Below are 21,562 nucleotides of genomic sequence, written 5' to 3' on the forward strand. Positions count from 1 at the left end.
CCCAGATTTTGGAGAAGGGGTTGGGGGATGAAGGCAAATCCTTTTATTTCAAAATGTTGAGCTTTATTTAGCGTTAGAGAATTTTTTGGCTCGCTGGGAATGCTAAAGATAGCACCTCATTGTCCTTTTATTTGACAGTGGTGGATACTACCTATTAGCTTCATGTCCACTTCACCCTACCACTCAGTCCTAGAAAAATGATACCTGTCCTTCCCGGTTACAACTTTATTGAAGCTCTGCATGAAGGTGTCAATACCGTTATTTATCGCGCTTCCAAGCAGTTAGATCAAACCCTTGCGATCATTAAAGCCTTTAAAGCCGAGTATCCCAGCCTCGAAGAACTAACCCGACTAAGACATGAATATAAAATATCACAGATAATAGTAGATATAGAAGGAATTGTCAAGTCCCTAGCTTTAGAAAATCATCATAATGGTTTAGCCCTAATTTTGGCAGACTTTGGTGGAGAATCTCTGAAAAAGTATATTAGCGATCGCCAATTGTCATTAACCGAATTTCTCACAATAGCCATTCAGCTAGCGTCCACTCTCACTCAACTGCATCAAGCCAAGATTATTCATAAAGATATTAAACCTGACAATATCGTTATTAATCCAGAAACCGGGCAAGTTAAAATCATCGACTTCAGTATTGCATCGCGTTTAGAAAAAGAAAATCAAAATATCAGCAATCCCAATTTACTAGAAGGCACTCTCGCCTATATGTCACCGGAGCAAACCGGACGAATGAATCGGTCAATTGACTACCGTACCGACTTCTATTCTTTAGGCGTTACCTTTTATCTAATGCTAACAGGTTCGCTACCCTTTAATGCCGCTGACCCTCTGGAATTTGTTCATTGCCATATTGCAAAAACACCAATACCGCCTCAAGAGTTAAATCCCAAAACTCCCTCAGCAGTTTCTGACATTGTAATGAAATTGTTAGCTAAAACTGCTGAAGATAGATATCAAAGTTCTCTAGGACTAAAAGCTGATTTAGAAACCTGTCTGACTCAGTTGCAAACGGATGGCGAGATTTCCCACTTTATTGTCGGTCAGCTAGATTCATATAGCCAATTTTCCATCCCGCAAAAACTCTATGGACGGGAAATAGAAGTTGCTACTTTGTTAGAAGCATTTGATCGCGTCAGTTCTGGGACTACGGAAATGATGCTAGTTTCTGGTTACTCAGGTATCGGTAAATCATGCTTAGTTCACGAAGTTCATAAACCGATTGTGCGCCAGCGAGGTTATTTTATATCCGGGAAATTTGACCAGTTCAAGCGGAATATTCCTTTTGCTTCCTTAATTCAAGCATTCCAAGATTTGATGCGTCAGATGCTAACGGAAACCAATGACCAAATAGCTGTTTGGAAATCAAAACTAATAGATGCCCTCGGCATCAACGGTCAAGTAATTATCGATGTTATTCCCGAAGTAGAACGGATTATTGGCCCGCAGCCAGCAGTTCCTCAATTAGGTCCATCTGAATCAGAAAACCGATTTAATCGGGTGTTTCAACGATTCATTCATGTATTTAATCAACCCGAACATCCGCTAGTTTTGTTTCTGGATGACTTACAGTGGGCGGATTCAGCTTCCCTGAAGCTTATCCAGTTAATTATGACCGACCCAGATAGCCAATATCTATTGCTAATTGGTGCGTATCGAGATAACGAAGTAAGTACCACTCATCCCTTGATTCAGACCTTGGAGCAGATTCAACAGACTGGTGCGATCGTAAATAACATTATCCTTCAGCTTTTGGATATCGCTCATGTCAAGCAGTTAGTGGCCGATACTCTTCGCACTGAAATTTTAAAGGCAAAGCCACTGGCTGAGTTAGTTTTTCTAAAAACCCAAGGCAACCCATTTTTCTTAACTCAGTTACTCAAATCTCTTTATCAGGATAGCTTGTTATCGTTTAACTTTGAGCGCGGTTTTTGGGAATGGGATATTGAGGTTATTAAGGTAGTTAATATAACTGATAATGTTGTTGAATTGATGGTCAGTCAAATTCAAAAGCTATCTGCTAAAACGCAGAATGTGTTAAGGTTTGCCGCCTGCATTGGAGACAAATTTAGTTTAGATATGTTGGCGATTATTAATAAAACATCTCAGTCAGAAACAGCAGCAGATTTGTGGTCAGCTTTGGAGTCAGGTTTGGTTCTACCGCTAAACAATTCATACAAAACACCGCTCGTTTTTGACTGCGAACAAATGGAGACTGAGAACAGGCCATCGCCCATTACTCATAACTCATCACCCATCACCTATAAATTTTTACACGACCGGGTGCAGCAAGCTTCTTATTCTCTCATCCCAGATGACCAGAAAAAACAGACTCACCTAAAAATTGGTGAATTACTACTAAAACATACCTCAGAAACGGACATTGAAGAAAACATCTTTGAGATTATCAACCAACTAAATATTGGTGCTGAATTCATCACTCAACAGCCTCAAAAAGATAGACTGGCTCAACTCAATCTTATAGCTGGACAGAAAGCGAAAGCAGCAACAGCATATGAATCATCTGTTAAGTATTTAAATGCAGGTTTGGGACTCCTTGCAGCAAATAGTTGGGAGTGTCAGTACAACCTAACACTCAACCTCTATGCAGAAACAGCAGCAGTAGAATTCCTCAACACCAACTTCGAGCGAGCAGAAATGCTTTCTGATGTAGTTTTGGTACAGGCAAAAACCCTGCTTGATCGAGTCCAGGTATCCGAGACAAAAATGCAGTTTTATATTGCTAAAAACCAAATGCAAGCCGCGTTAAATACCGGGCTGCAAGTGTTGAAAATGCTAGGGTTACCTTTATCAGTTAAACCCCCAAGGAGATTGACGAGATTGAATTTAGGAGGGAAACAGATTGAGGATTTAGCAGAATTACCAGAAATGACTGATGCTTATAAATTAGCTGCACTGCGAGTCTTGATAAATCTGATTCCTCCGGTTTATATTACAGCTCCTGAACTTTATCCACAGGTTGTTTTTAAAATGACCAATCTCTGTCTCAAAGATGGAAATTCTCCTTTATCAGCTTATGCATATGTACTTTATGGAATGTTCCTATGTGGCGCTTTTGAAGACATGGATTCTGGCTATAAATTCGGTCAGCTAGGCTTAAAGCTATTGAATCAATTCAATGCTAAGGAAATGACGGCGAAAATCTATGAAACATTTAATTATTTTATCAGGCATTGGAAAGAGCCAGCTATTAATACTATAGAACCGTTGCTTGAGGGTGTCCAAAGAGGGTTGGAAACAGGAGATTTAGAATATGCTTCTTATTCGGCTTGTTTTTATTGTACGCATTTGTTTTTTATAGGTGAAAATCTAGAAATAGTTCTCCAGAGACAGGCACACTATATCGCTTTAATGCAAAAAAACAAGCAAGAGTTTCAAACAATTTATGCTAAGATAATTCGACAAACAGGTTTAAATTTAATTAAAAAAGCGGCGGAACCATATCGATTAATCGGCGAAAGTTTTGATGAAAATCAAATGTTGCCAATTCTGATAAATAGCAATAATTATATGGCTATTTATCCTATCTATGTTTCTAAATTGATTCTAGGTTATTTATTTAAAAATTACGAGCGCGCTGCTGAGGATGCCTTGCTGGCAGAAAAATACGAACAAGGCGGACGAGGGCTGATGTACAAAGCCGAACACAAGTTCTATTCCTCTCTGACTCTTCTGGCTTTATATCGCACCGCATCAAAAAGCGATCGCCAACAATATCTCAGCCAAGTGGCAGCGCATCAGAAAAAAATGAAGCAATGGGCGTTGCATTCTCCTGCCAACTATCAGCATAAGTACGATTTAGTAGAGGCAGAAAAAGCGCGAGTATTAGAACAAGATATCAAAGCGATCGCGTTTTATGACCGAGCAATAAATGGAGCCAGAGAACATGGATATATTCAGGAAGAAGCCCTAGCCTCGGAACTAGCAGCAGAGTTTTATTTTGCATCTGGCAGAGAGAAACTTGCTAATATCTATCTCAACGATGCCTACTATGGATATGGTCGCTGGGGAGCAAAGGCAAAAGTCAAAGACTTGGAAAAAAGATATCCTCAACTATTTCGGATATCAAAGCGAGAAATCGTCAGTACGGACGTGACTCGGATAATTAGCTCTACGGCTGAAAGTGCTTCAGATTTGCTAGATTTAGCCACAGTTATCAAAGCATCTCAAGCCCTTTCTGGAGAAATACTTTTGGGCAAGTTGCTATCTAAATTAATGACAATTGTGCTAGAAAATGCTGGCGCTCAAACAGGCTACCTAATTTTAGAAAAATCAGGAGAGTTGCTGATAGAAGCATCAGGAGGAGTAGACAAAAACGATATAACTGTGCTACAAGGAATCCCAGTATCAACTAGTCAGCAGCTACCAATTTCCTTGATTAACTATGTAGCCCGAACCAGAGAAAATGTTGTACTAAGCGATGCGACTTGTAAGGGAACATTTACTACAGATACATACATACTTTCTCATCAACCCAAATCCATCTTATGTACACCGCTCATCCATCAAGGAAAACTTAGTGGTATCCTTTATTTAGAAAATAATCTCACTACTGCCGCATTTACATCAGATCGCTTAGAAATCTTACAAATGTTATCTTCTCAAGCGGCGATTTCTATAGATAATGCTCGTCTTTATAAAGACTTAAAATTAGCCAACACTAACTTAGAAGCCAAAGTACAAGAGCGAACTCTAGAGTTACAGGAAAAAAATGTGCATCTGCAAAAAGCAGAAGAAACTGCACAATCTGCCAACCGGGCTAAGAGTGATTTCCTCGCTAACATGAGCCATGAACTGAGAACACCACTCAATGGCATTTTGGGTTACGCCCAAATCCTCAAACGAGACAAAAGTTTAACCAACTCACAAAAAGATAATGTGGGTATTATTTATCAGTGTGGCGACCACCTCTTGAACCTAATCAATGACATTTTAGACCTCTCAAAAATTGAAGCGAGGAAAATGGAACTCCATCCAACGGATTTCCATTTTCCAGAATTTCTACAAGGCATTGCCGAAATCTGCCGTATCCGCGCTGACCAAAAAGGTATTTGCTTAATTTTTGAACAAATTACTCAACTTCCTACAGGTGTCAAGGCTGATGAAAAACGGTTGCGTCAAGCTTTGATTAACTTACTGGGCAATGCCGTTAAGTTTACCGAAACTGGAGGCGTAGCTTTCAAAGTCGGCTATCACGAAGATAAAATTCGCTTTCAGGTGGAAGATACAGGAGTTGGTATGGCACCAGAGCAATTAGAAGAGATATTTTTACCGTTCCAGCAGGTAGGAGATCACAGTCGCAAAGCAGAAGGAACGGGATTGGGACTGGCAATTACCCGCCAATTAGTTCAGATGATGGGTGGCAAAATCCAGGTGAAGAGTACTTTCGGGAAAGGGAGCATTTTCTTCTTTGATTTAGATTTGCCTGAAGTTTCTCAATACGCTGATATTCTTAAAGAAGAACAACGAAATATCAAAGGTTTTAACGGTTATAAACGGAAAGTTATCGTGGCAGATGACAGACCAGAAAATCGCTCAATTTTGGTCAAGATGCTGTCGCCTTTAGGATTTGAAATTGTGGAAGCGATAGATGGTCAAGATTGTTTGAATAAGGCATCTGAATGGAATCCAGATTGTATCTTAATGGACTTGATGATGCCTCAAATGAGTGGCTTGGAAGCTACTCGTCGGCTGAGGCGATCGCCTCAGCTAAAGAATGTGATCGTGATTGGTACTTCTGCCAGCGTTTTTGATTTCGATCTCAACAAAAGTAAAGAGGTAGGTTGCAATGATTTTCTACCTAAGCCAATCCGGATAACAGAGCTTTTAGAAAAGCTACGGCTTCACTTAGAACTGGAATCGATTTATGAAGAGGGTGAAAGTCAAGTATCTACAGGGAATAAACAAGAAAATTCTCAACAATCATTGCTAGCTCCCTCGGCGGAGGAAATTGCCGCTCTATTGAATTTAGCAATGAAAGGCGATCTCAAAGGTATTGTGGAGCAAGTTATTCACTTGGAAGAATTGGATGTTAAATATGCACCTTTTTATTTAGAGTTGCGTCAATTAGCTAAAGGTTTTCAAGTTAAAAAAATTCGTGAACTTCTAAAAAAGGTAGGGGCAAATTAATGAGTATTTCAAACATTGAAAATGGTATTATCCTAATAGTTGATGACAACCCTACCAATTTAGGAGTGTTATTCGATTTCTTGGTTGATTCTGGCTTCCAAGTATTGGTGGCACAGGATGGCGAGGATGCAATTGAGCAGATCGAATATGCTCTTCCCGATCTAATTTTGTTAGATGTACTCATGCCCGGAATGGACGGGTTTGAAACTTGCCAGCACTTGAAAGCTAAAGAATTAACTAAAGACATCCCCGTGATTTTTATGACGGCGCTTTCTGAGACGGTGGATAAGCTCAGAGGGTTGAATCTTGGGGCAGTGGATTACATCACTAAGCCGCTTCAACATGAAGAGGTTTTAGCCCGTGTCAAAATCCATTTAAGTATCCGAAATCTGAGTAAGAGACTGCAAGAGCAAAATGTGCATCTGGAGCAGGAGATTCAAGAGCGAACTAAAGCAGAGAACGCTTTTTTAAAACTGACATCTGAGTTAGAAGAACGGGTGGAAGAAAGAACGGCTGCACTTGGGCAATCTAATCAGCTGCTGCAACAGGAAATCCAAGAGCGCATTTTTACAGAGCAAGCATTGCAAGAATCAGAAGCACGCTATCGAGAACAAGCCAATCAGCTAGAACTTGCCTTTCGCCAACTTCAAGAAACTCAAAGCCAACTGGTTCATAGTGAGAAAATGTCCAGTCTGGGACAACTGGTGGCAGGTGTCGCCCATGAAATTAACAATCCCATCAACTTCATCTATGGGAATCTGACACACGCCTATCAATATACCCAAGACTTGTTCAAACTCTTGAACCTCTATGCCAAATATACTCCCTCACCGCTACCTGAAATTCAGAAGCTGACTGAGGCAATAGATTTAGAATTTCTGAGTCAAGACCTGCCTAAATTGCTCAGTTCGATGAAGGTTGGGGCTGACCGCATCCGCGAAATTATTCAGTCGTTACGGATTTTTTCCCGCGTAGATGAAGCCCAAATGAAGCCAGTGGATATTCATGCTGGGCTAGATAGCACGCTGCTGATTTTGCATAATCGGTTTAAAGCCAGTTCTAACCAACTAGGTATTCAACTGGTTAGAGAGTATGGCGACCTACCACTTGTGGAATGTTATGCAGGACAACTCAACCAAGTGTTTATGAATATATTAGCGAATGCAATTGATGCTGTGGAGGAGTATGACAAAGATCGATCGCCCCAGGAAATTTACTTTTGCCGCAGTACGATTCGGATTCGCACCGAAGTAACTGACAATGAGTTTGTGACTATTTGGATTGGCGATACTGGCCCCGGTATCACACAGGAAGTACGCGATCGCCTATTTGACCCCTTCTTTACAACAAAACCCGTAGGTAGAGGCACTGGTTTAGGCTTGTCGATTAGTCAAGAAATTGTTGTCTCCAAACATGGTGGTCAGATAACGTGCCTTTCAGCACCTGGGCAAGGGACAGAGTTTATGATTAAAATTCCGATGCGATCGCATCCTCTAGAATTGGCTTTGGCGACACCCTACCATTTTGGCTGCGATTAGTTTAGCTGAACCAGAAAGGGTTAACAATTCAAAATTAAAGATATTTTATATGTAACGTTCTCTCCCGTTATACCCGAAGGGTTAAGGGGAGCTTCTGATTTAGATGTGAAATGATCTACTTAGTAATGTATAATAAATCCCAAGAGTTCAGGGTGCTTGTCAAATATTAAACTACTTGCTGGTACTGCCAAAGCATGTTGTATGTCTAAATCTGCAATCACCGTTACCGTCAAACTGTTTGCTGCTTATCAAGAAGCCTTTAGGGTTTCGGAACTGGTGCTGGAATTTCCCAATGGTATGCCAGTCAAATCAGTATGCGATCGCCTCATAGTTGAACACCCCGAACTCTCCCAATGGCGTGACATCACCCGTTTTGGGATTAATTTAATATTTGTCGAACCAGATACCCTACTTCAAGATGGGGATGAAGTCGTGCTGATTCCACCAGTTAGCGGCGGCTAGCAAAATAGTTAGGAGTTTGGAGTTTGGAGTTAAAGATTCAAAACTTATAACTCTTCACTTGCTATTCGACTTAGCAGTTAGCTTTACTAAGTGATCTAACTCTTGCTGCATCTGACTAACAACTAATTCATAACATTCATTGACATAGTGGCGATCGCTGGCTGCTTCTGAACCATAGCGTTCAAATACAATTGGCGGACAAACCCGCGTGTACATGGGCACAGGTAATGGAATGTTGGGCAACGGTCCAATTGCTAATCCCCAAGGCAGTCCGAGATAGATCGGAAAAACTTCTGGATCAATGCCAAATAGCCAAGGCATCCCCCACTCATGAAGTTGCTGCATAATTTTGTAGCAGTCACCGATCACAATCAGCGTATCGTGAGCACCCCAGGAAATCACAGGCACAATCGGCACATTTTCCCGCAACGCTAACTTGATAAATCCTTGCCGCCCCGCAAAATAGATTTTATTACGTAAATAATGCGGTCGGAAGACATCTTCGGCTCCACCTGGATAAACTAGCACACTAGCTCCAGAGCGCAAAGCAGTGTAAGCCATTTTCGGATGAGCGATGATTGCTCCAGCCTTGGCGACCAGTTGCGCTAGTGGTGGGCTAACCTGCCAAGCTTTGGGATGCATTAAACCATAAACGGGTTGCTCTACACCAAATCGTCGAAACCAGTCGTACATTACCATTGTCATATCGGGTGCAGCGAGTCCCCCGTTATGCGAACCGACAAATAAGACTTTTTCTTGGGGTGAAATATTATCCCAGCCACTAGTTTGAACTCGGAAATAGTAGTGATAGAAAAAGCCCAACAGGGGCATCAAAGACTCTATGAACTTTGGATCTCGCTCATCCAAAGACCAACCGGATTTTTTGTTTAAGAGATGTTGCTTTTTTGACATCGATGCATTTTAACAGGATTGGCAAAGGTCAAACAATCCTTCTTAGTACAGTTTTGCGTAAAAACGTAGCGTTTTTAATGCAGAATTCAAGTATTTGAACCACATCTGTCGTAAGGGTATAGCAATGCTGTGCCCTTACTGCGTGGTCTATTTACCCGAAAATAGCTGTAATGCAGGGGAAGACATTAACATTCCAAGGGAATGCATTGGCATTGCATTGAGATGCATTAACAATGCAAGCTGATGTATTAACATTGCCAGCCTACGCATTAACAATGCCATCCGACACGTTAACAATGCCAGCCTACGCATTAACATTGCAAGGTATTGCCAAATTTAATTTCCTATAAATTTATGAAATGATCTATTTAGCTTTCATCGCTCTTTTGCTTCTGCTTGACTAGCCAAGCAGAAAGCAGAGCGATCACTATACCAGCCACAATAAAACAATAAATGTAACCGAAGTTATCTACAATCTTACCAAATACTGCCGCGCCGATTCCCTGTCCCACAAACAGGTTGAAAACGAACAGCGAAACAGCAGTACCTCGTGCTTCCGGGGAAAGCTCAGTGGCTTGGGTCTGGAGGGTGTTGTGCATCATATAAAAGCCCAATCCCATTAAAATAGTTAAGGGGATAAAAAGTATCCAGTTTTGTAACAATGCGATCGCTAAGAAGCTGATAGACATCAAGCCTCCTCCCACGCCCATTAAACCAATTTCACCCAGTCGCCTGACAAACCATTTAACTGAGCGACTGTAAATCAGTCCACCCAATCCAAAAGCACTGAGCATAAACCCGATCGCTACATAACTTAGACTATAGCGATCGCGCAGAAATGCGCCGACGTAAGCAAATGCCCCAAATAGGCAAAAACCTTCCACAAACACCCCGATAATTACAGTCCGGGCGATTGGTTGGGTCAATAGTTGGTAATAAGGTCGAAATGTGATGCCATCTACGCGACTTTGGGGACGATGCCCATCGCTAAGATGGCGCATTCCCCGCCATAAAAGTCCAGCAATGGCAAGGGAGACGATCCCAAATAGGAGAAAGATATCACGCCAGCCAATATATTCTCCAAAGATGCCGCCCAAACTACCGCCGAGGATTTGACCCAGCACTAGCGCACTTAAATACTTGCCGATTGCAGCTTGGCGTTCTTCATAAGGAAAGTTGTCACCAATATAAGCTAGGGTGACGGGGATGATCCCAGCAGCAGCCATCCCTGTGAGAAACCGCAGTAAGGTAAGTAAGACGATATTTGACACAAAGGCACAAACAGCCGTACCGATAGCAAATGCTGCCAGTGCGACTGTAATTACCTTAATTTTGCCAATGCGATCGCCTAGTGGGCCATAGACTAACTGAAATAATCCGTAGGGAATCGTATAGGCCGAGATAATCACCGCAGCACTGCCAACGCCCACTTTAAACTCGTCAGCAATAATGTGCAGCAGGGGGTCAATCACCCGTGCATCAGCAATCACCATGAAGGCAGCAGCGCCCAACAGTCCTAATGAGACGGGTGTCTTGCCTGCTATATCCTTTGCTAACCTGCCCACTCCTATGTTCTCCTCTAGTTTGAGTTTTCGCACTTTTAGAATAGACTTTTTGCAGAAGGGGAAGGGCTGAGGAAGTAAGAGAGGAACTCTTGTTTTACTCCTTCTCTGTTTCCCGTTCTTCGGTAATTTATATTTAGAAAAAAAAGCGTGCGAGTCGTCATGCAAATAGAGCAGCCTTTTAGAATTAATGCCCCCCAACCAGACAAGCTAAAACAATTCTTTCCCAAACCTTTAATTATCCTAAGCCCAGTTGCTGGTTGGAATGGTTTTTATTTTGCCTACTGATGTGGGTATTTTTCCGGTTGAAGTGCGGAATGTGGGATACAAGGTTTACTCAATCAACATCAAGAACTTCTCTTTGTGATTGAGTCTCAAGCTCTGGCATCCCAATTAGACAGCTAGGGATTGGGTTGCCATCTTGCATAAATTTATTCACTCCTGTGCATAAACCATGGCTCCCTACCTCTATAGAACCCGTTTAGCTGATGTTTTGGAAATGGCGCAGTCAGTAACTCGTGGCTTGCGATCGCCTATTATCCTGTTTACTTACTACAACCCAATTTTAAATCTGGGTGTGCAGCAGTTCCTCAAGCAAGTTGCAAATTCCGGAATCAAGGGTTTAGTTGTACCCGATTTGCCCTTAGAAGAGTCAGGTCATTTGCTCCAGTTAGCTGATGCGGTGGGGGTTGAAGTCACATTGTTAGTGACTCCTAACAGTTCCCCAGAGCGTATTCAGGCGATCGCTCGTCAATCCCGTGGATTTATCTACTTAGTAAGTGTCACAGGTGTCATAGGTATGCGTTCCCAGGTGCAAACGCGGGTTAAGGATGTACTCAGTGAAATCCGTAGTGTGACAAACAAGCCCATTGGTGTTGGTTTTGGCATCTCTAGCCCAAAACAAGCTTATCAGATGAAGGAGTGGGGAGCAGATGCTGTGATTGTGGGTAGTGCCTTTGTACAGCGCTTGGGTTGGCGTTGGTGGCGGTTCCAATGCGATTGGGCTGTTCCATGAGTTTCTCGGGGAACCATCTGTAGGCCTGATCGGCATTGAGGCGGCGGGTGAAGGACTGGATACTGAGAAACACGCCGCAACTCTGACACTTGGTCGCGTCAATGTTTTACACGGAGCAATGAGTTATCTTTTGCAAGATGAGGATGGTCAGATTATTGAAGCCCACTCTGTCAGTGCTGGATTAGATTATCCCGGTGTAGGTCCCGAACACAGTTATTTTAAGGACACTGGACGTGCTGAATATTACAGCATCACCGACCAACAGGCATTGGCAGCATTTAAACGCCTTTCACAATTGGAAGGAATTATTCTAGGACTTACGCATTGACAAAATGGTAAAATAATGAGTTGAGATTCGTTTACACTAGATGCCAGGTAAATTTTTTTTCTACGTATAATATATTTAGTATATTATAATGCCGTTTTATACTCAATTTACGTAGAAAGCCTGAAGAGTAAATCTAATGGAATAATAAAGTTTTTCAAGAGATTTTATATTTTTATGAATTGCCTTGCTGGCTATACTACCTCCAATGCTTAGTTTTAGGAAATTTGCAGCTTACTTAGCAAACTAAGCTGTTAGCTTGACTAATCGATGAGGTTAAGAGAGACTAACTAAATACTGACGTGGCTGCTTATAAAATTAATAATTTTTGTAAAGATTATGAGATATATATGTTGAAAGATGGAACAGTTATTTAACAAAATAGCAAGTTTCTATCTAAGTAAAAATGTTCCTACGGCTATATTTGTAGCCTTCTGCTAAGGCAGTAGAATTTAAGCGTACTTATCGTGGTTGGCCAAGAGCATGGAGACATTAGAGTTCATAATCTATCCAGACGGTCGGGTACAAGAAAAAGTCACTGGCATTGTGGGTGCTTCTTGCGCTGAGGTTACAGCAGCAATAGAGGCGCAGCTGGGGCAAGTACTTAATCATGAGCCAACCTCAGAATATTTCGCCGCTCAGGTGCAGCAATCTAATCTGGCGAATGCACACACCACTTACAGCGATTGGTAAGTTTTCACAGTAGTTTAGTGTTATTAAATCAAAACCACCATGTCACACTTTAGCCAAATTAAGACTCAAATCCGTAACCTTGATTCTTTGAAAGATGCTTTGACTGAATTGGGCGTAGACTGGAAACCAGGACCACGGGAAGTACGTGGCTATCGCGGTCAAACCCATCCTGCGGAAGTTAGTATTGAGCAGGAAAATGGCTACGACATCGGCTTTAGATGGAATGGCAAGGAATATGAACTGGTGGCTGACTTGCAATATTGGCAACAAGACCTGTCTGTGGACGGATTTTTGCGCCAGGTAACACAGCGCTATGCTTATCAAACAGTTGTGAAAGAAACCGCTCGTGTTGGTTTTCAAGTCTCTGAACAAGAAAAAAATGAAGATGGTTCAATTCGTCTGGTAGTACAACGCTGGAGTGCGTAATGGCTGATTTTCTGCCGTCGCCGGAAGAACAAGAAGATAATCGTTCCGGTTTGGAACCAGAATTAGGGGGTTTTTTACGGGATGCCCCAGAACGTTCTGGTTTAGAACCGGAATTGGGCGGTTTGCTGCGCCAAAATGGTGTTTATGTTGACGAAATCACCTGTATTGGTTGTAAGCACTGCGCTCACGTTGCGCGTAACACCTTTTACATTGAACCAGATTACGGGCGATCGCGCGTGGTTCGGCAAGATGGGGACTCTGAGGAAATTATCCAAGAAGCAATTGACACTTGTCCGGTTGATTGCATTCATTGGGTTAATTACACTGAACTGAAAAACTTAGAAGAAGAGCGCAAATATCAGGTAATTCCTATAGTGGGTTATCCGGTAGAACATGCAGTTGCTGCTAGCGAACGTCGGCGTAAAAAGCAAAAGTTAAAGACCAAAAAATCCCGTTATTAAGATAAAAACGTTAAATCAATTTGAAGAAGAATTCAGGAGCGGAGCCGGAGACGCTCCGCCGAGGCATCTTGATTCTGACCGGAGAAAGTATCTAAATACGACAATCCCAAGCATCAAGACAGGCATGAGAAAAACCTGAAACGCAAACAACAAAAATTAGCTCGTAAACAGAAAGGGAGTAATTCCAGAAATAGGTATAGAAAAGTTGTTGCTGCATTGTACGAACGAGTTAGTAATTCCAGGCAAAATTTTCTACATAAACTTAGTTATAAGTTGGTCAGCGATAGGCAAGCTGTCATAGTAGAGAATCTTCATGTCAAAGGCATGGTATGCGCTTCGCGCACGCTACGCGAACGTAATCATAAATTGGCGAAAGCAATATCTATCTGATTGTGGGTGGGGAATATTCATCAACTTTTTAGCTTATAAGCTAGCTCGCATTGGTGGGAAGTTAGTTGAGATTGATAGGTGGTTCCCTAGCTCCAAGCTTTGCTCTAATTGTTTCTATCAAGTGAGTGAGAGACAAGAGGATATCCGTGAATGGACTTGTCCTCATTGTAATACTCATCACGATCGTGACGGTAACGCCGCGCAGAACATCAGAGCAGAGGGTATCAGAATGATAAAGGCGGAATCTTTTCTGCCGTCTCTGCTGTAGGAGGGGAGATAAGTCCTACTCTTGGGCGAAAGTCTAAGTTTAGGCACTCCCCCGTGATCACAGAAGCTCAGACTTCAGCCGAAGGCAAGTCTGAGTAGTTCACTTAACAGCATCAGATTTCATCTGGTTTTCCAGACTAAAGCTATGTCTGATCACAACACAAAGGAGGATTAACAATTCAAAATTAAAGACAATTTCAGACAAGAATTTAAACCCCGACTGAAATTAAGCGGAGTCGGAGACACCGAAACTCCGAGCTACGTGTAATGGTACAGGTCTTCAACCCTTCGATTTCCGATCAGACTGCAAAGATGTAACTAATATGAAGTGAAGTGCAAAAACCTAGACTCTTTTTTGATACTATATAAGACTAAACTTTTTAAATATTGATTGACCTATGAGCAAAGGTACCCTGTTTGATAAAGTTTGGGACTTACACACCGTTGGTACACTTCCCTCAGGGCTGACGCAACTATTTATCGGGCTTCACCTAATTCATGAAGTCACCAGTCCCCAGGCTTTTGCAATGTTACGCGAGAGGGGTCTAAAAGTACTTTTTCCTGAGCGTACCGTCGCTACAGTCGATCATATTGTGCCGACAGAAAACCAGGCGCGTCCCTTTGCCGATAGCTTGGCAGAAGAGATGATCCAGGCGCTCGAAAATAATTGTCAAGAAAATAACATAACTTTTTACAATATCGGTTCTGGTAGTCAGGGTATAGTTCATGTCATCGCTCCAGAACTTGGGCTGACCCAGCCAGGAATGACGATCGCTTGTGGAGATAGCCACACTTCGAGTCATGGGGCATTTGGTGCGATCGCATTTGGTATTGGTACTAGCCAAGTCCGCGATGTTCTCGCTTCCCAAAGTCTCGCCCTTTCCAAGCTGAAAGTCCGCAAAATTGAAGTTAACGGCACTCTCAACCCTGGAGTTTACGCCAAAGATGTAATTTTACATATCATCCGCACACTTGGAGTTAAAGGTGGTGTGGGCTATGGTTACGAATTTGCAGGTACGACCTTTGAACAAATGAATATGGAAGAGAGGATGACTGTCTGCAATATGGCGATCGAAGGCGGTGCGAGATGTGGCTATGTCAATCCTGATCAAGTCACTTACGATTACCTCAAAGGCAGAGATTTTGCCCCCAAAGGTGCAGATTGGGATCAAGCAGTAGCTTGGTGGGAATCCATCAAGAGCGATGCTGATGCCCAATACGATGATGTAGTGATATTTGATGCTGCTGAAATTTCTCCAACTGTCACCTGGGGAATTACTCCCGGTCAAGGTATCGGTGTCAACCAGTCAGTGCCTCAGCCGGAAGAACTGCTGGAAGAAGACCGATTTATTGCCGAAGAAGCTTACCGCTATATGGATTTATATCCTGGTCAACCGATCAAGGGTACTAAAATAGATGTCTGCTTCATTGGTAGTTGCACCAACGGTAGGATTAGTGATTTGCGGGAAGCTGCGAAAATCGCCAAAGGTCGTCACGTTGCAGAGGGAATCAAAGCCTTTGTTGTCCCTGGTTCAGAAAGGGTGAAGCAAGAGGCGGAAGCTGAAGGACTGGATAAAATCTTTCAGGAAGCCGGATTTGAATGGCGTGAACCGGGATGTTCCATGTGCCTAGCTATGAACCCCGACAAGTTACAAGGAAGACAAATCAGCGCCTCTTCCTCTAACCGTAACTTTAAAGGAAGACAGGGTTCATCTTCCGGTCGGACATTGTTAATGAGTCCGGCGATGGTCGCCACTGCTGCAATTAAAGGCGAAGTTTCTGATGTGCGCGAGTTCGTGTAATTTTAAAGGGCATTGGGCAAAAGGAAGTTGTGAACGCTGAAAAAGCAGTGCGAAATCTTCCAGCAGGGAGTTATTTGGGTGATAGGTAAAGTTTATGGTCAGTGAAGTTAAAACAGTTTCAGGGCATGGTATACCCTTAGTGGGCAATGATATAGATACCGATCGCATTATTCCCGCGCGATATTTGAAAGCCGTAACCTTTGATGGGTTAGGCGAAGGCGCGTTTATTGATGACCGCAAAGCACTCAAAGGTGAACATCCCTTTGACCAACCCCAGTACCAAGGGGCGAAGATTTTAATAGTAAATAGAAATTTTGGCTGTGGCTCATCACGAGAACACGCACCCCAAGCGATCGCAAAATGGGGAATCCAAGCTTTAATCGGTGAAAGCTTTGCAGAAATTTTTTTCGGTAACTGTGTAGCAATGGGTATACCTTGTGTGATAGCCGATGCTGTTACTGTTAAACAACTGCAAGAGTTAGTGGCTGCCAATCCCCAAGCCGCCGTGACAGTAAATCTGGAAACTTTACAAGTGCAAATTGGTAATTACACTGCCCCAGTTGCGATCGAAGAAGGCACCAGAAGCACATTTATTTCTGGGACTTGGGACGCTTGCGGTCAGTTGGTGGCGAATGCTAACCAAGTTCGGGCAACGGCTGCAAAATTACCCTACGTGAGTTGGGGCAATTTTGCCGCGAGTTAGCATTCTCTCGTTCCCTGGCTCTGCCGGGGAAAGCTCTTTTGTCAAGCGAAGAAAGCAATAATAAGAGTTTTCAGTTGAGTCCAATACAGACCTAATCCCCAATCCCTTCCCAACAAAGGAAGGCTACCGTGTAAACACAAGTCTCTGTTGACGCAATTTACGGTTTATGGAATAGCCCAAAGAAACCTCACCCTGGTTTTGCTTGTGCAAAACTTGTCCCTCTCCTTACTAAGGAGAGGGATTAAAGTCAGGACAGGGTGAGGTTTTTCTTTTGTTTTGGGTAATTCGATGACTTGTGTGTACACCGTAGCCTTCTAGGAGAGAGGAATCGAAGTGAGGTCAAAACTGGACTGCACCGAAGGGAGAAGCACTATAGGAGTTTTCAGTCTGCAAATATGCGCCCCAAGAAAGTTACTATTTCAGACCAAGCAGAGGTGGTAGCACTAGAATCATAACGATAACCGTCGTCGCGCATGAAAGTATGTTCTCCTTCATACAAAAAAACTTTGTGAGGTATGTTAACACTCTCAATTGCTCTAATTATGGTTTGGCGATCGCTTTCTGGGATATGAGGATCAAGAGTACCGAATACCATTAGCATCTCGCCTTTGATTTCACTCACCCGCTGGATTGTATTGGCTACCTCTTTACCCAGTTTACCACTGGGAATACCAGTCGGGTAACAGCAGACACAAGCCCGAATTTCGCTTTTAAATGCGGCGCGGAAAGCTAAATGTCCACCAATACAAAAGCCTAGAGTGCCTATTTGATTTGGAGAAACTGTACTCTCTGTTTTCAGAAATTCAATCAGAGTAAGGCAATCGGCATCATAATCAGCTACGGAGGTTCGACGAGCATCGTCATTACCCCGCATCCTTCCAAGATCGTCTGGCTCAATTACTAGTCCAACTGGCTCAATTCGGTGAAAAATTTCTGGGGCTGCTACTACATAGCCGTATCCTGCTAAGTAGTTAGCTAGACGAATCATTGGATCACCTAACTGATAAATATCACTGTAGAAGACAATACCAGGGAATTTTCCTGCTGCTTTGGGAGCCGCTACATAAACACGCATTAAGCTGCCATCTACTCTTAACTCAACATTGCGCTTAGTGATTTGCACTTTTTTGTCTCTGTGTTCCGCTTGCTGTCATTAAAGCAGCCTACTGCCGTCAGGCATTCATCCGCATTTACAAAATACCCAAAGGTTTTTCCAGCATCAGGATAGGCTACTAACTGTCAATGAAAGAAAGCAATGGCGTTGCATATTTGCGGGATGATTTTATTAGTTTTGTGAGACGGGCAACATGAGCCTCCCTTGTATATCGGGGCGCTCATGTTGCCCACCCTACAAGAATCATCCCTTGATTCAGTAACGCCAAAGCAATAATAGGAGTTTTCAGTTTGCAAATCACCCCACCCTAACCCTCCCCTTATAAAGGGGAGGGAACTAGATTTCCTGTTTCCCCCCTTTGCAAGGGGGGACTAAGGGGGGTAATTCGACTTGTGTGTACACTGTAGCCTTTCAGGAGAGAGGCTTTGAATCTTACTCCCCTTCCCTTGCATTACGGTGGTGTACACAAGTATCACCAGCATAGGTTTCAACTCTTCTAGTTGTTTCGTAGGGTGCGTTATGGAGACGCCAAAATAACAAATGAGTCCGCCGAAATAACAAATGAGTTCGCCGAAATAACAAATGAGTTCGCCGAAATAACAAATGAGTTCGCCGAAATAACAAATGCCTTCGCCGAAATAACAAATGCCTTCGCCGAAATAACAAATGCCTTCGCCGAAATAACAAATGCCTTCGCCAAAATAACAAATGAGTCCGCCAAAATAACAAATGCGTTGGCTAGCAAGAACCGCAGGCATCGCCATGATTGCAACAATTTAGCTTTGACGCGGGAGCGTAACGCACCCTTCTCCTATCGGAGACGCTACGCGAACGGGTGACGCTCCTGTGTCGCTAACGCTGCGCTAACAGCAGTCGCCTGCTCCGGGAAACCCTCCCGCAGCGCTGCTTCACCGCAAATCTTTGGTGGATGAAGTTTTTCCGACTTGTGTGTACACCGTAGCTTCCCTTGCTCTTAGGGGGCTGGGGTTAGGTCTGTATTGGACTCAATCCAGAAGCGCTATATATCATTGTCAAGATGTGAAAGAACGTAGAATTGACGCAACGGTATCGTTATTTTCGAGATGTGAAAGAACGTAGCCGATAATTAGCAATCCGCCTGTTAAGTTTGACAACTTGGTATAACAAAAATGACCCGCCAGAAAAGAAATTTGTCAGCAGGATTTTCTTACCACATTACTACGCGCTGCAACAACCGCGAATTTAACTTGGCGCGGCGGGAATGCCGGGAAGTCTTCTTATATGCAATCAAAAAAGGTTTGGACAAATATGGCTTCAAACTTTATGCGTTGTGCATCATGTCGAACCACGTCCACTATCTCATAGAACCAGCCACCCCAGAAGATTTGCCTAAAATCATGCATTTTCTCAATTGGTACACAGCCATGTGCTTTAACCGAATGCTCAATCGCACAGGGCACTTTTGGGAGGCGAGATATTATAGCTGTGGGTTTCCACCCACGGATACTAAGCGAGCATTAAATACTCTACGCTACATTCATGGCAATCCCAAAGCTGCTCAAATGCGACGCAGTTTTTTCTACGATTTCAGTAATTACGGCACTTATGACCAATTGACTGTTGATGGATTGACTCAATGGCATCCGGCTTTTCTAGAACTGGGTAAAAGTTTAGATGAATGTGCCAAAAAATATCGGGGGTTTTGTCAAAGGTATAAACCGAAAGCAAAACCAGCCAGACTTTCTTGCTGGGGAAGTAAGTTGCTAGCTGGCCATAAAATTAGCCGGAATAAGCGCAAGCACAAATGCTCACCTGGTCAACTGACAACATCGAGCAGTGCCAGGTATCGGAATGCCCAGAAATGGCAGCAGTTTTAAAGAAGTTTGTTCTAGCTAATAGAGCGTTTGACGCAAGTTGGATGAATGAGGTATGATTCTCTAAGATCCTGTTTTGTTTAAAAAAAAAACAATGGAATAGAATATTTTTTTTCTCCATTAAAAAAATTTTCCACAAAATATTTTAATTTAATTAACCGTACAAAAGGCGCGTCCCACCCCCCCCTTTTCGGATCGCATCCTGACAATTTTCAAATGGTTTCGTCGGGAGTGGTGGATGTGTTTTTCGTCGGCACACTTTGCTTCATAATAATCCAATAGTAATTTTCTTATTCCCTGATTAGAGTAACAGATCAGAAAACGCTTGTCAACTGCTTTTAAAACGCTATGTTGCTGCTTTTGACAACATCTTCTTTTCCCACTTTTTTCCGTATTTCCAATAATTAGTAAAGGGGATAGATGACATTCGCTTGTGGCGAAGCACCCATCCCCAAATAGCTGCCCAGATGATGAACCGGTATCTAATCATCCCAGTATCAGCCAAGATATATCGATTGTCACTGGGATAGATACTGATTTACAAAATATCTACGAAAAAATAGTTACACAATTACTTTTGTTTACCCCTGCCATCGCCAATAGCGCTGTCCCGTAAGCAGCTTCTGTATACACTGACGCTACTACAGGAACCTGCAAATAACGCGCCCTAATTGCAGTCCAAATATCATTCGCCGCGCCACCGCCAGCAGTATAAACCCGGCTCAACTTGTCTGCACCCATTTGCTGTAATAATTCATACCCTCGCGCTTCTATCCGGGTAATACTTTCTAACAACCCATGCAAAAATTCCACTGGATGATCTGGGCGTGGTTCCAAACGTGGGGGTAAATTGGGATCATTAATGGGAAAGCGATCGCCTACTTTCAATAATGGATAATAATCTAAAACGCTAGCTTTTGATGCATCAATCTCCCGGCTAAGGCTTTCTAACTCAGTATTTGTGAAAAATTGCTTGAGTACTGCACCCCCAGTATTAGAAGCACCACCAGTCAGCCACAAATCACCGAAACGATGGCTGTAAATTCCATATCTGGCATCTTCTACACGGGTACGACTTAATAACTTTAGTACCAACGTTGAACCAAGGGAAGTCACCGCTTCACCAGGTAATTTTGCCCCACTGGCGAGAAAAGCCGCAATACTATCAGTTGTACCAGCACATACCAGACAATCACTGCAAAAACCGAACTTATTCGCAATTTCAGGACGCAATTGGGCAATTGGAGTCCCAGGTGGTAAAACTTTGGGTAGCTGAATCGGTATTTGCAACTTTTCTAGCCATTCTGGGTATTTCAACTCTTCCACGTCATAACCCAGCTTTAAAGCATTATGGTAATCGCTAATCCCCAACTGTCCATGTAGGAGAAACGCCAGCCAATCTGCTTGATGCAGGAAATATCTAGCTTCACTAAAAGAGGGTAATTGCCTCATCCACAAAAGTTTGGCTAGGCTGGAGGTGGCACTCAACACAGTATGATTAGGGGGTGCTATATTCCTCAAATGCTCTAGTACCAATGATCCCCGCGCATCGTTATACATCAATGGTGCATCTGTTGGATTGCCAGTAGCATCGACCAGCAAGACAGTAGAAGAAGTACCATTAATGGCGATCGCTTTAATTCCTCGCCGCAATTGGTCAGGTATTTGTTCCACCAGCACAAACAAAGCCTCCTGCCAAATTTTTGGCATCACAGGGGCTGGTGAGTCCTGGAAGGGATATCGCACCTCAGTTTGGATATAAGAAGTTTCCTCGTCAATCACCACGCCGCGTGCGCCAGATGTGCCGAAGTCGATACCCAAATACAAATTCATATTTTTATAAATTTTTTTAATCGAGAATAACTAAGAACTGCT

The 21,562-nt window shown here is 42.9% G+C and carries 14 protein-coding genes and 3 pseudogenes; 12 read left to right on the top strand and 5 right to left on the bottom strand.

Annotated features, from left to right (window positions below; all coding sequences use genetic code 11):
• Positions 1 to 197: 197 nt before the first annotated feature.
• The 3 genes from V7K36_RS05665 (at position 198) to V7K36_RS05675 (ending at position 8,164) form a co-directional block, all read left to right on the top strand.
• On the top strand, positions 198 to 6,164 hold the full coding sequence (locus V7K36_RS05665) for a hybrid sensor histidine kinase/response regulator (RefSeq protein ID WP_335113917.1): 5,967 nt from the start codon (positions 198 to 200) through the stop codon (positions 6,162 to 6,164).
• Positions 6,164 to 7,702, top strand: a complete 1,539-nt coding sequence (locus V7K36_RS05670; RefSeq protein ID WP_335113919.1) for a hybrid sensor histidine kinase/response regulator — start codon at positions 6,164 to 6,166, stop codon at positions 7,700 to 7,702. The genes V7K36_RS05665 and V7K36_RS05670 overlap by 1 nt, the downstream gene beginning before the upstream one ends.
• Before the next feature lie 201 nt (positions 7,703 to 7,903).
• On the top strand, positions 7,904 to 8,164 hold the full coding sequence (locus V7K36_RS05675) for a MoaD/ThiS family protein (RefSeq protein ID WP_335113921.1): 261 nt from the start codon (positions 7,904 to 7,906) through the stop codon (positions 8,162 to 8,164).
• Between the two features lie 54 nt (positions 8,165 to 8,218).
• Here the strand turns inward: V7K36_RS05675 and V7K36_RS05680 are convergent, their stop codons facing one another.
• Entirely contained in the window at positions 8,219 to 9,076 is an 858-nt protein-coding gene (locus tag V7K36_RS05680) for a lysophospholipid acyltransferase family protein (RefSeq protein ID WP_335113923.1), read from the bottom strand.
• A gap of 368 nt (positions 9,077 to 9,444) precedes the next feature.
• Positions 9,445 to 10,641, bottom strand: coding sequence for an MFS transporter (locus tag V7K36_RS05685; RefSeq protein WP_335113925.1), 1,197 nt, complete (start codon positions 10,639 to 10,641; stop codon positions 9,445 to 9,447).
• 472 nt (positions 10,642 to 11,113) lie between these two features.
• Between V7K36_RS05685 and trpA the strand changes: the two are divergent.
• The 8 genes and pseudogenes from trpA to leuD all read left to right on the top strand — a co-directional run.
• Positions 11,114 to 11,608, top strand: a pseudogene (gene trpA / locus V7K36_RS05690) (tryptophan synthase subunit alpha); the annotation flags it as partial.
• Between the two features lie 7 nt (positions 11,609 to 11,615).
• A pseudogene (locus V7K36_RS05695) lies at positions 11,616 to 11,972 on the top strand (tryptophan synthase subunit beta); the annotation flags it as partial.
• 489 nt (positions 11,973 to 12,461) lie between these two features.
• On the top strand, positions 12,462 to 12,671 hold the full coding sequence (locus V7K36_RS05700; RefSeq protein WP_335113927.1) for a DUF2997 domain-containing protein: 210 nt from the start codon (positions 12,462 to 12,464) through the stop codon (positions 12,669 to 12,671).
• Between the two features lie 39 nt (positions 12,672 to 12,710).
• On the top strand, positions 12,711 to 13,097 hold the full coding sequence (locus V7K36_RS05705) for a DUF1257 domain-containing protein (protein ID WP_335113929.1): 387 nt from the start codon (positions 12,711 to 12,713) through the stop codon (positions 13,095 to 13,097).
• Positions 13,097 to 13,558, top strand: coding sequence for a ferredoxin (locus tag V7K36_RS05710; protein ID WP_335113931.1), 462 nt, complete (start codon positions 13,097 to 13,099; stop codon positions 13,556 to 13,558). Before V7K36_RS05705 ends, V7K36_RS05710 begins: the two co-directional genes overlap by 1 nt.
• Positions 13,559 to 13,639: 81 nt before the next feature.
• A pseudogene (locus V7K36_RS05715) lies at positions 13,640 to 14,314 on the top strand (RNA-guided endonuclease TnpB family protein); the annotation flags it as partial.
• A gap of 299 nt (positions 14,315 to 14,613) precedes the next feature.
• Positions 14,614 to 16,017, top strand: coding sequence for a 3-isopropylmalate dehydratase large subunit (gene leuC, locus V7K36_RS05720; RefSeq protein WP_335113933.1), 1,404 nt, complete (start codon positions 14,614 to 14,616; stop codon positions 16,015 to 16,017).
• A gap of 94 nt (positions 16,018 to 16,111) precedes the next feature.
• Positions 16,112 to 16,720, top strand: coding sequence for a 3-isopropylmalate dehydratase small subunit (gene leuD / locus V7K36_RS05725; RefSeq protein WP_335113935.1), 609 nt, complete (start codon positions 16,112 to 16,114; stop codon positions 16,718 to 16,720).
• Positions 16,721 to 17,102: 382 nt separating this feature from the next.
• Here the strand turns inward: leuD and V7K36_RS05730 are convergent, their stop codons facing one another.
• Positions 17,103 to 17,843: a dienelactone hydrolase family protein gene (locus tag V7K36_RS05730; protein WP_335113937.1), complete on the bottom strand. Its 741-nt coding sequence runs from the start codon at positions 17,841 to 17,843 to the stop codon at positions 17,103 to 17,105.
• 362 nt (positions 17,844 to 18,205) lie between these two features.
• The gene (locus V7K36_RS05735) at positions 18,206 to 18,598 is read right to left on the bottom strand and encodes a hypothetical protein (protein ID WP_335113939.1); all 393 of its coding nucleotides are present in this window, start codon (positions 18,596 to 18,598) and stop codon (positions 18,206 to 18,208) included.
• A gap of 384 nt (positions 18,599 to 18,982) precedes the next feature.
• On the opposite strand from V7K36_RS05735, the gene V7K36_RS05740 reads away from it, so the two are divergent.
• Positions 18,983 to 19,690, top strand: a complete 708-nt coding sequence (locus tag V7K36_RS05740; RefSeq protein WP_335113940.1) for a transposase — start codon at positions 18,983 to 18,985, stop codon at positions 19,688 to 19,690.
• 546 nt (positions 19,691 to 20,236) lie between these two features.
• Here V7K36_RS05740 and V7K36_RS05745 read toward each other — a convergent pair.
• Positions 20,237 to 21,520 carry an FGGY-family carbohydrate kinase gene (locus tag V7K36_RS05745; protein ID WP_335113942.1) on the bottom strand — a complete coding sequence of 428 codons (1,284 nt, stop codon included), beginning with the start codon at positions 21,518 to 21,520 and terminating at the stop codon, positions 20,237 to 20,239.
• Positions 21,521 to 21,562 lie beyond the last annotated feature (42 nt).

Source organism: Nostoc sp. (assembly GCF_036919555.1).
Classification (GTDB): domain Bacteria; phylum Cyanobacteriota; class Cyanobacteriia; order Cyanobacteriales; family Nostocaceae; genus Nostoc.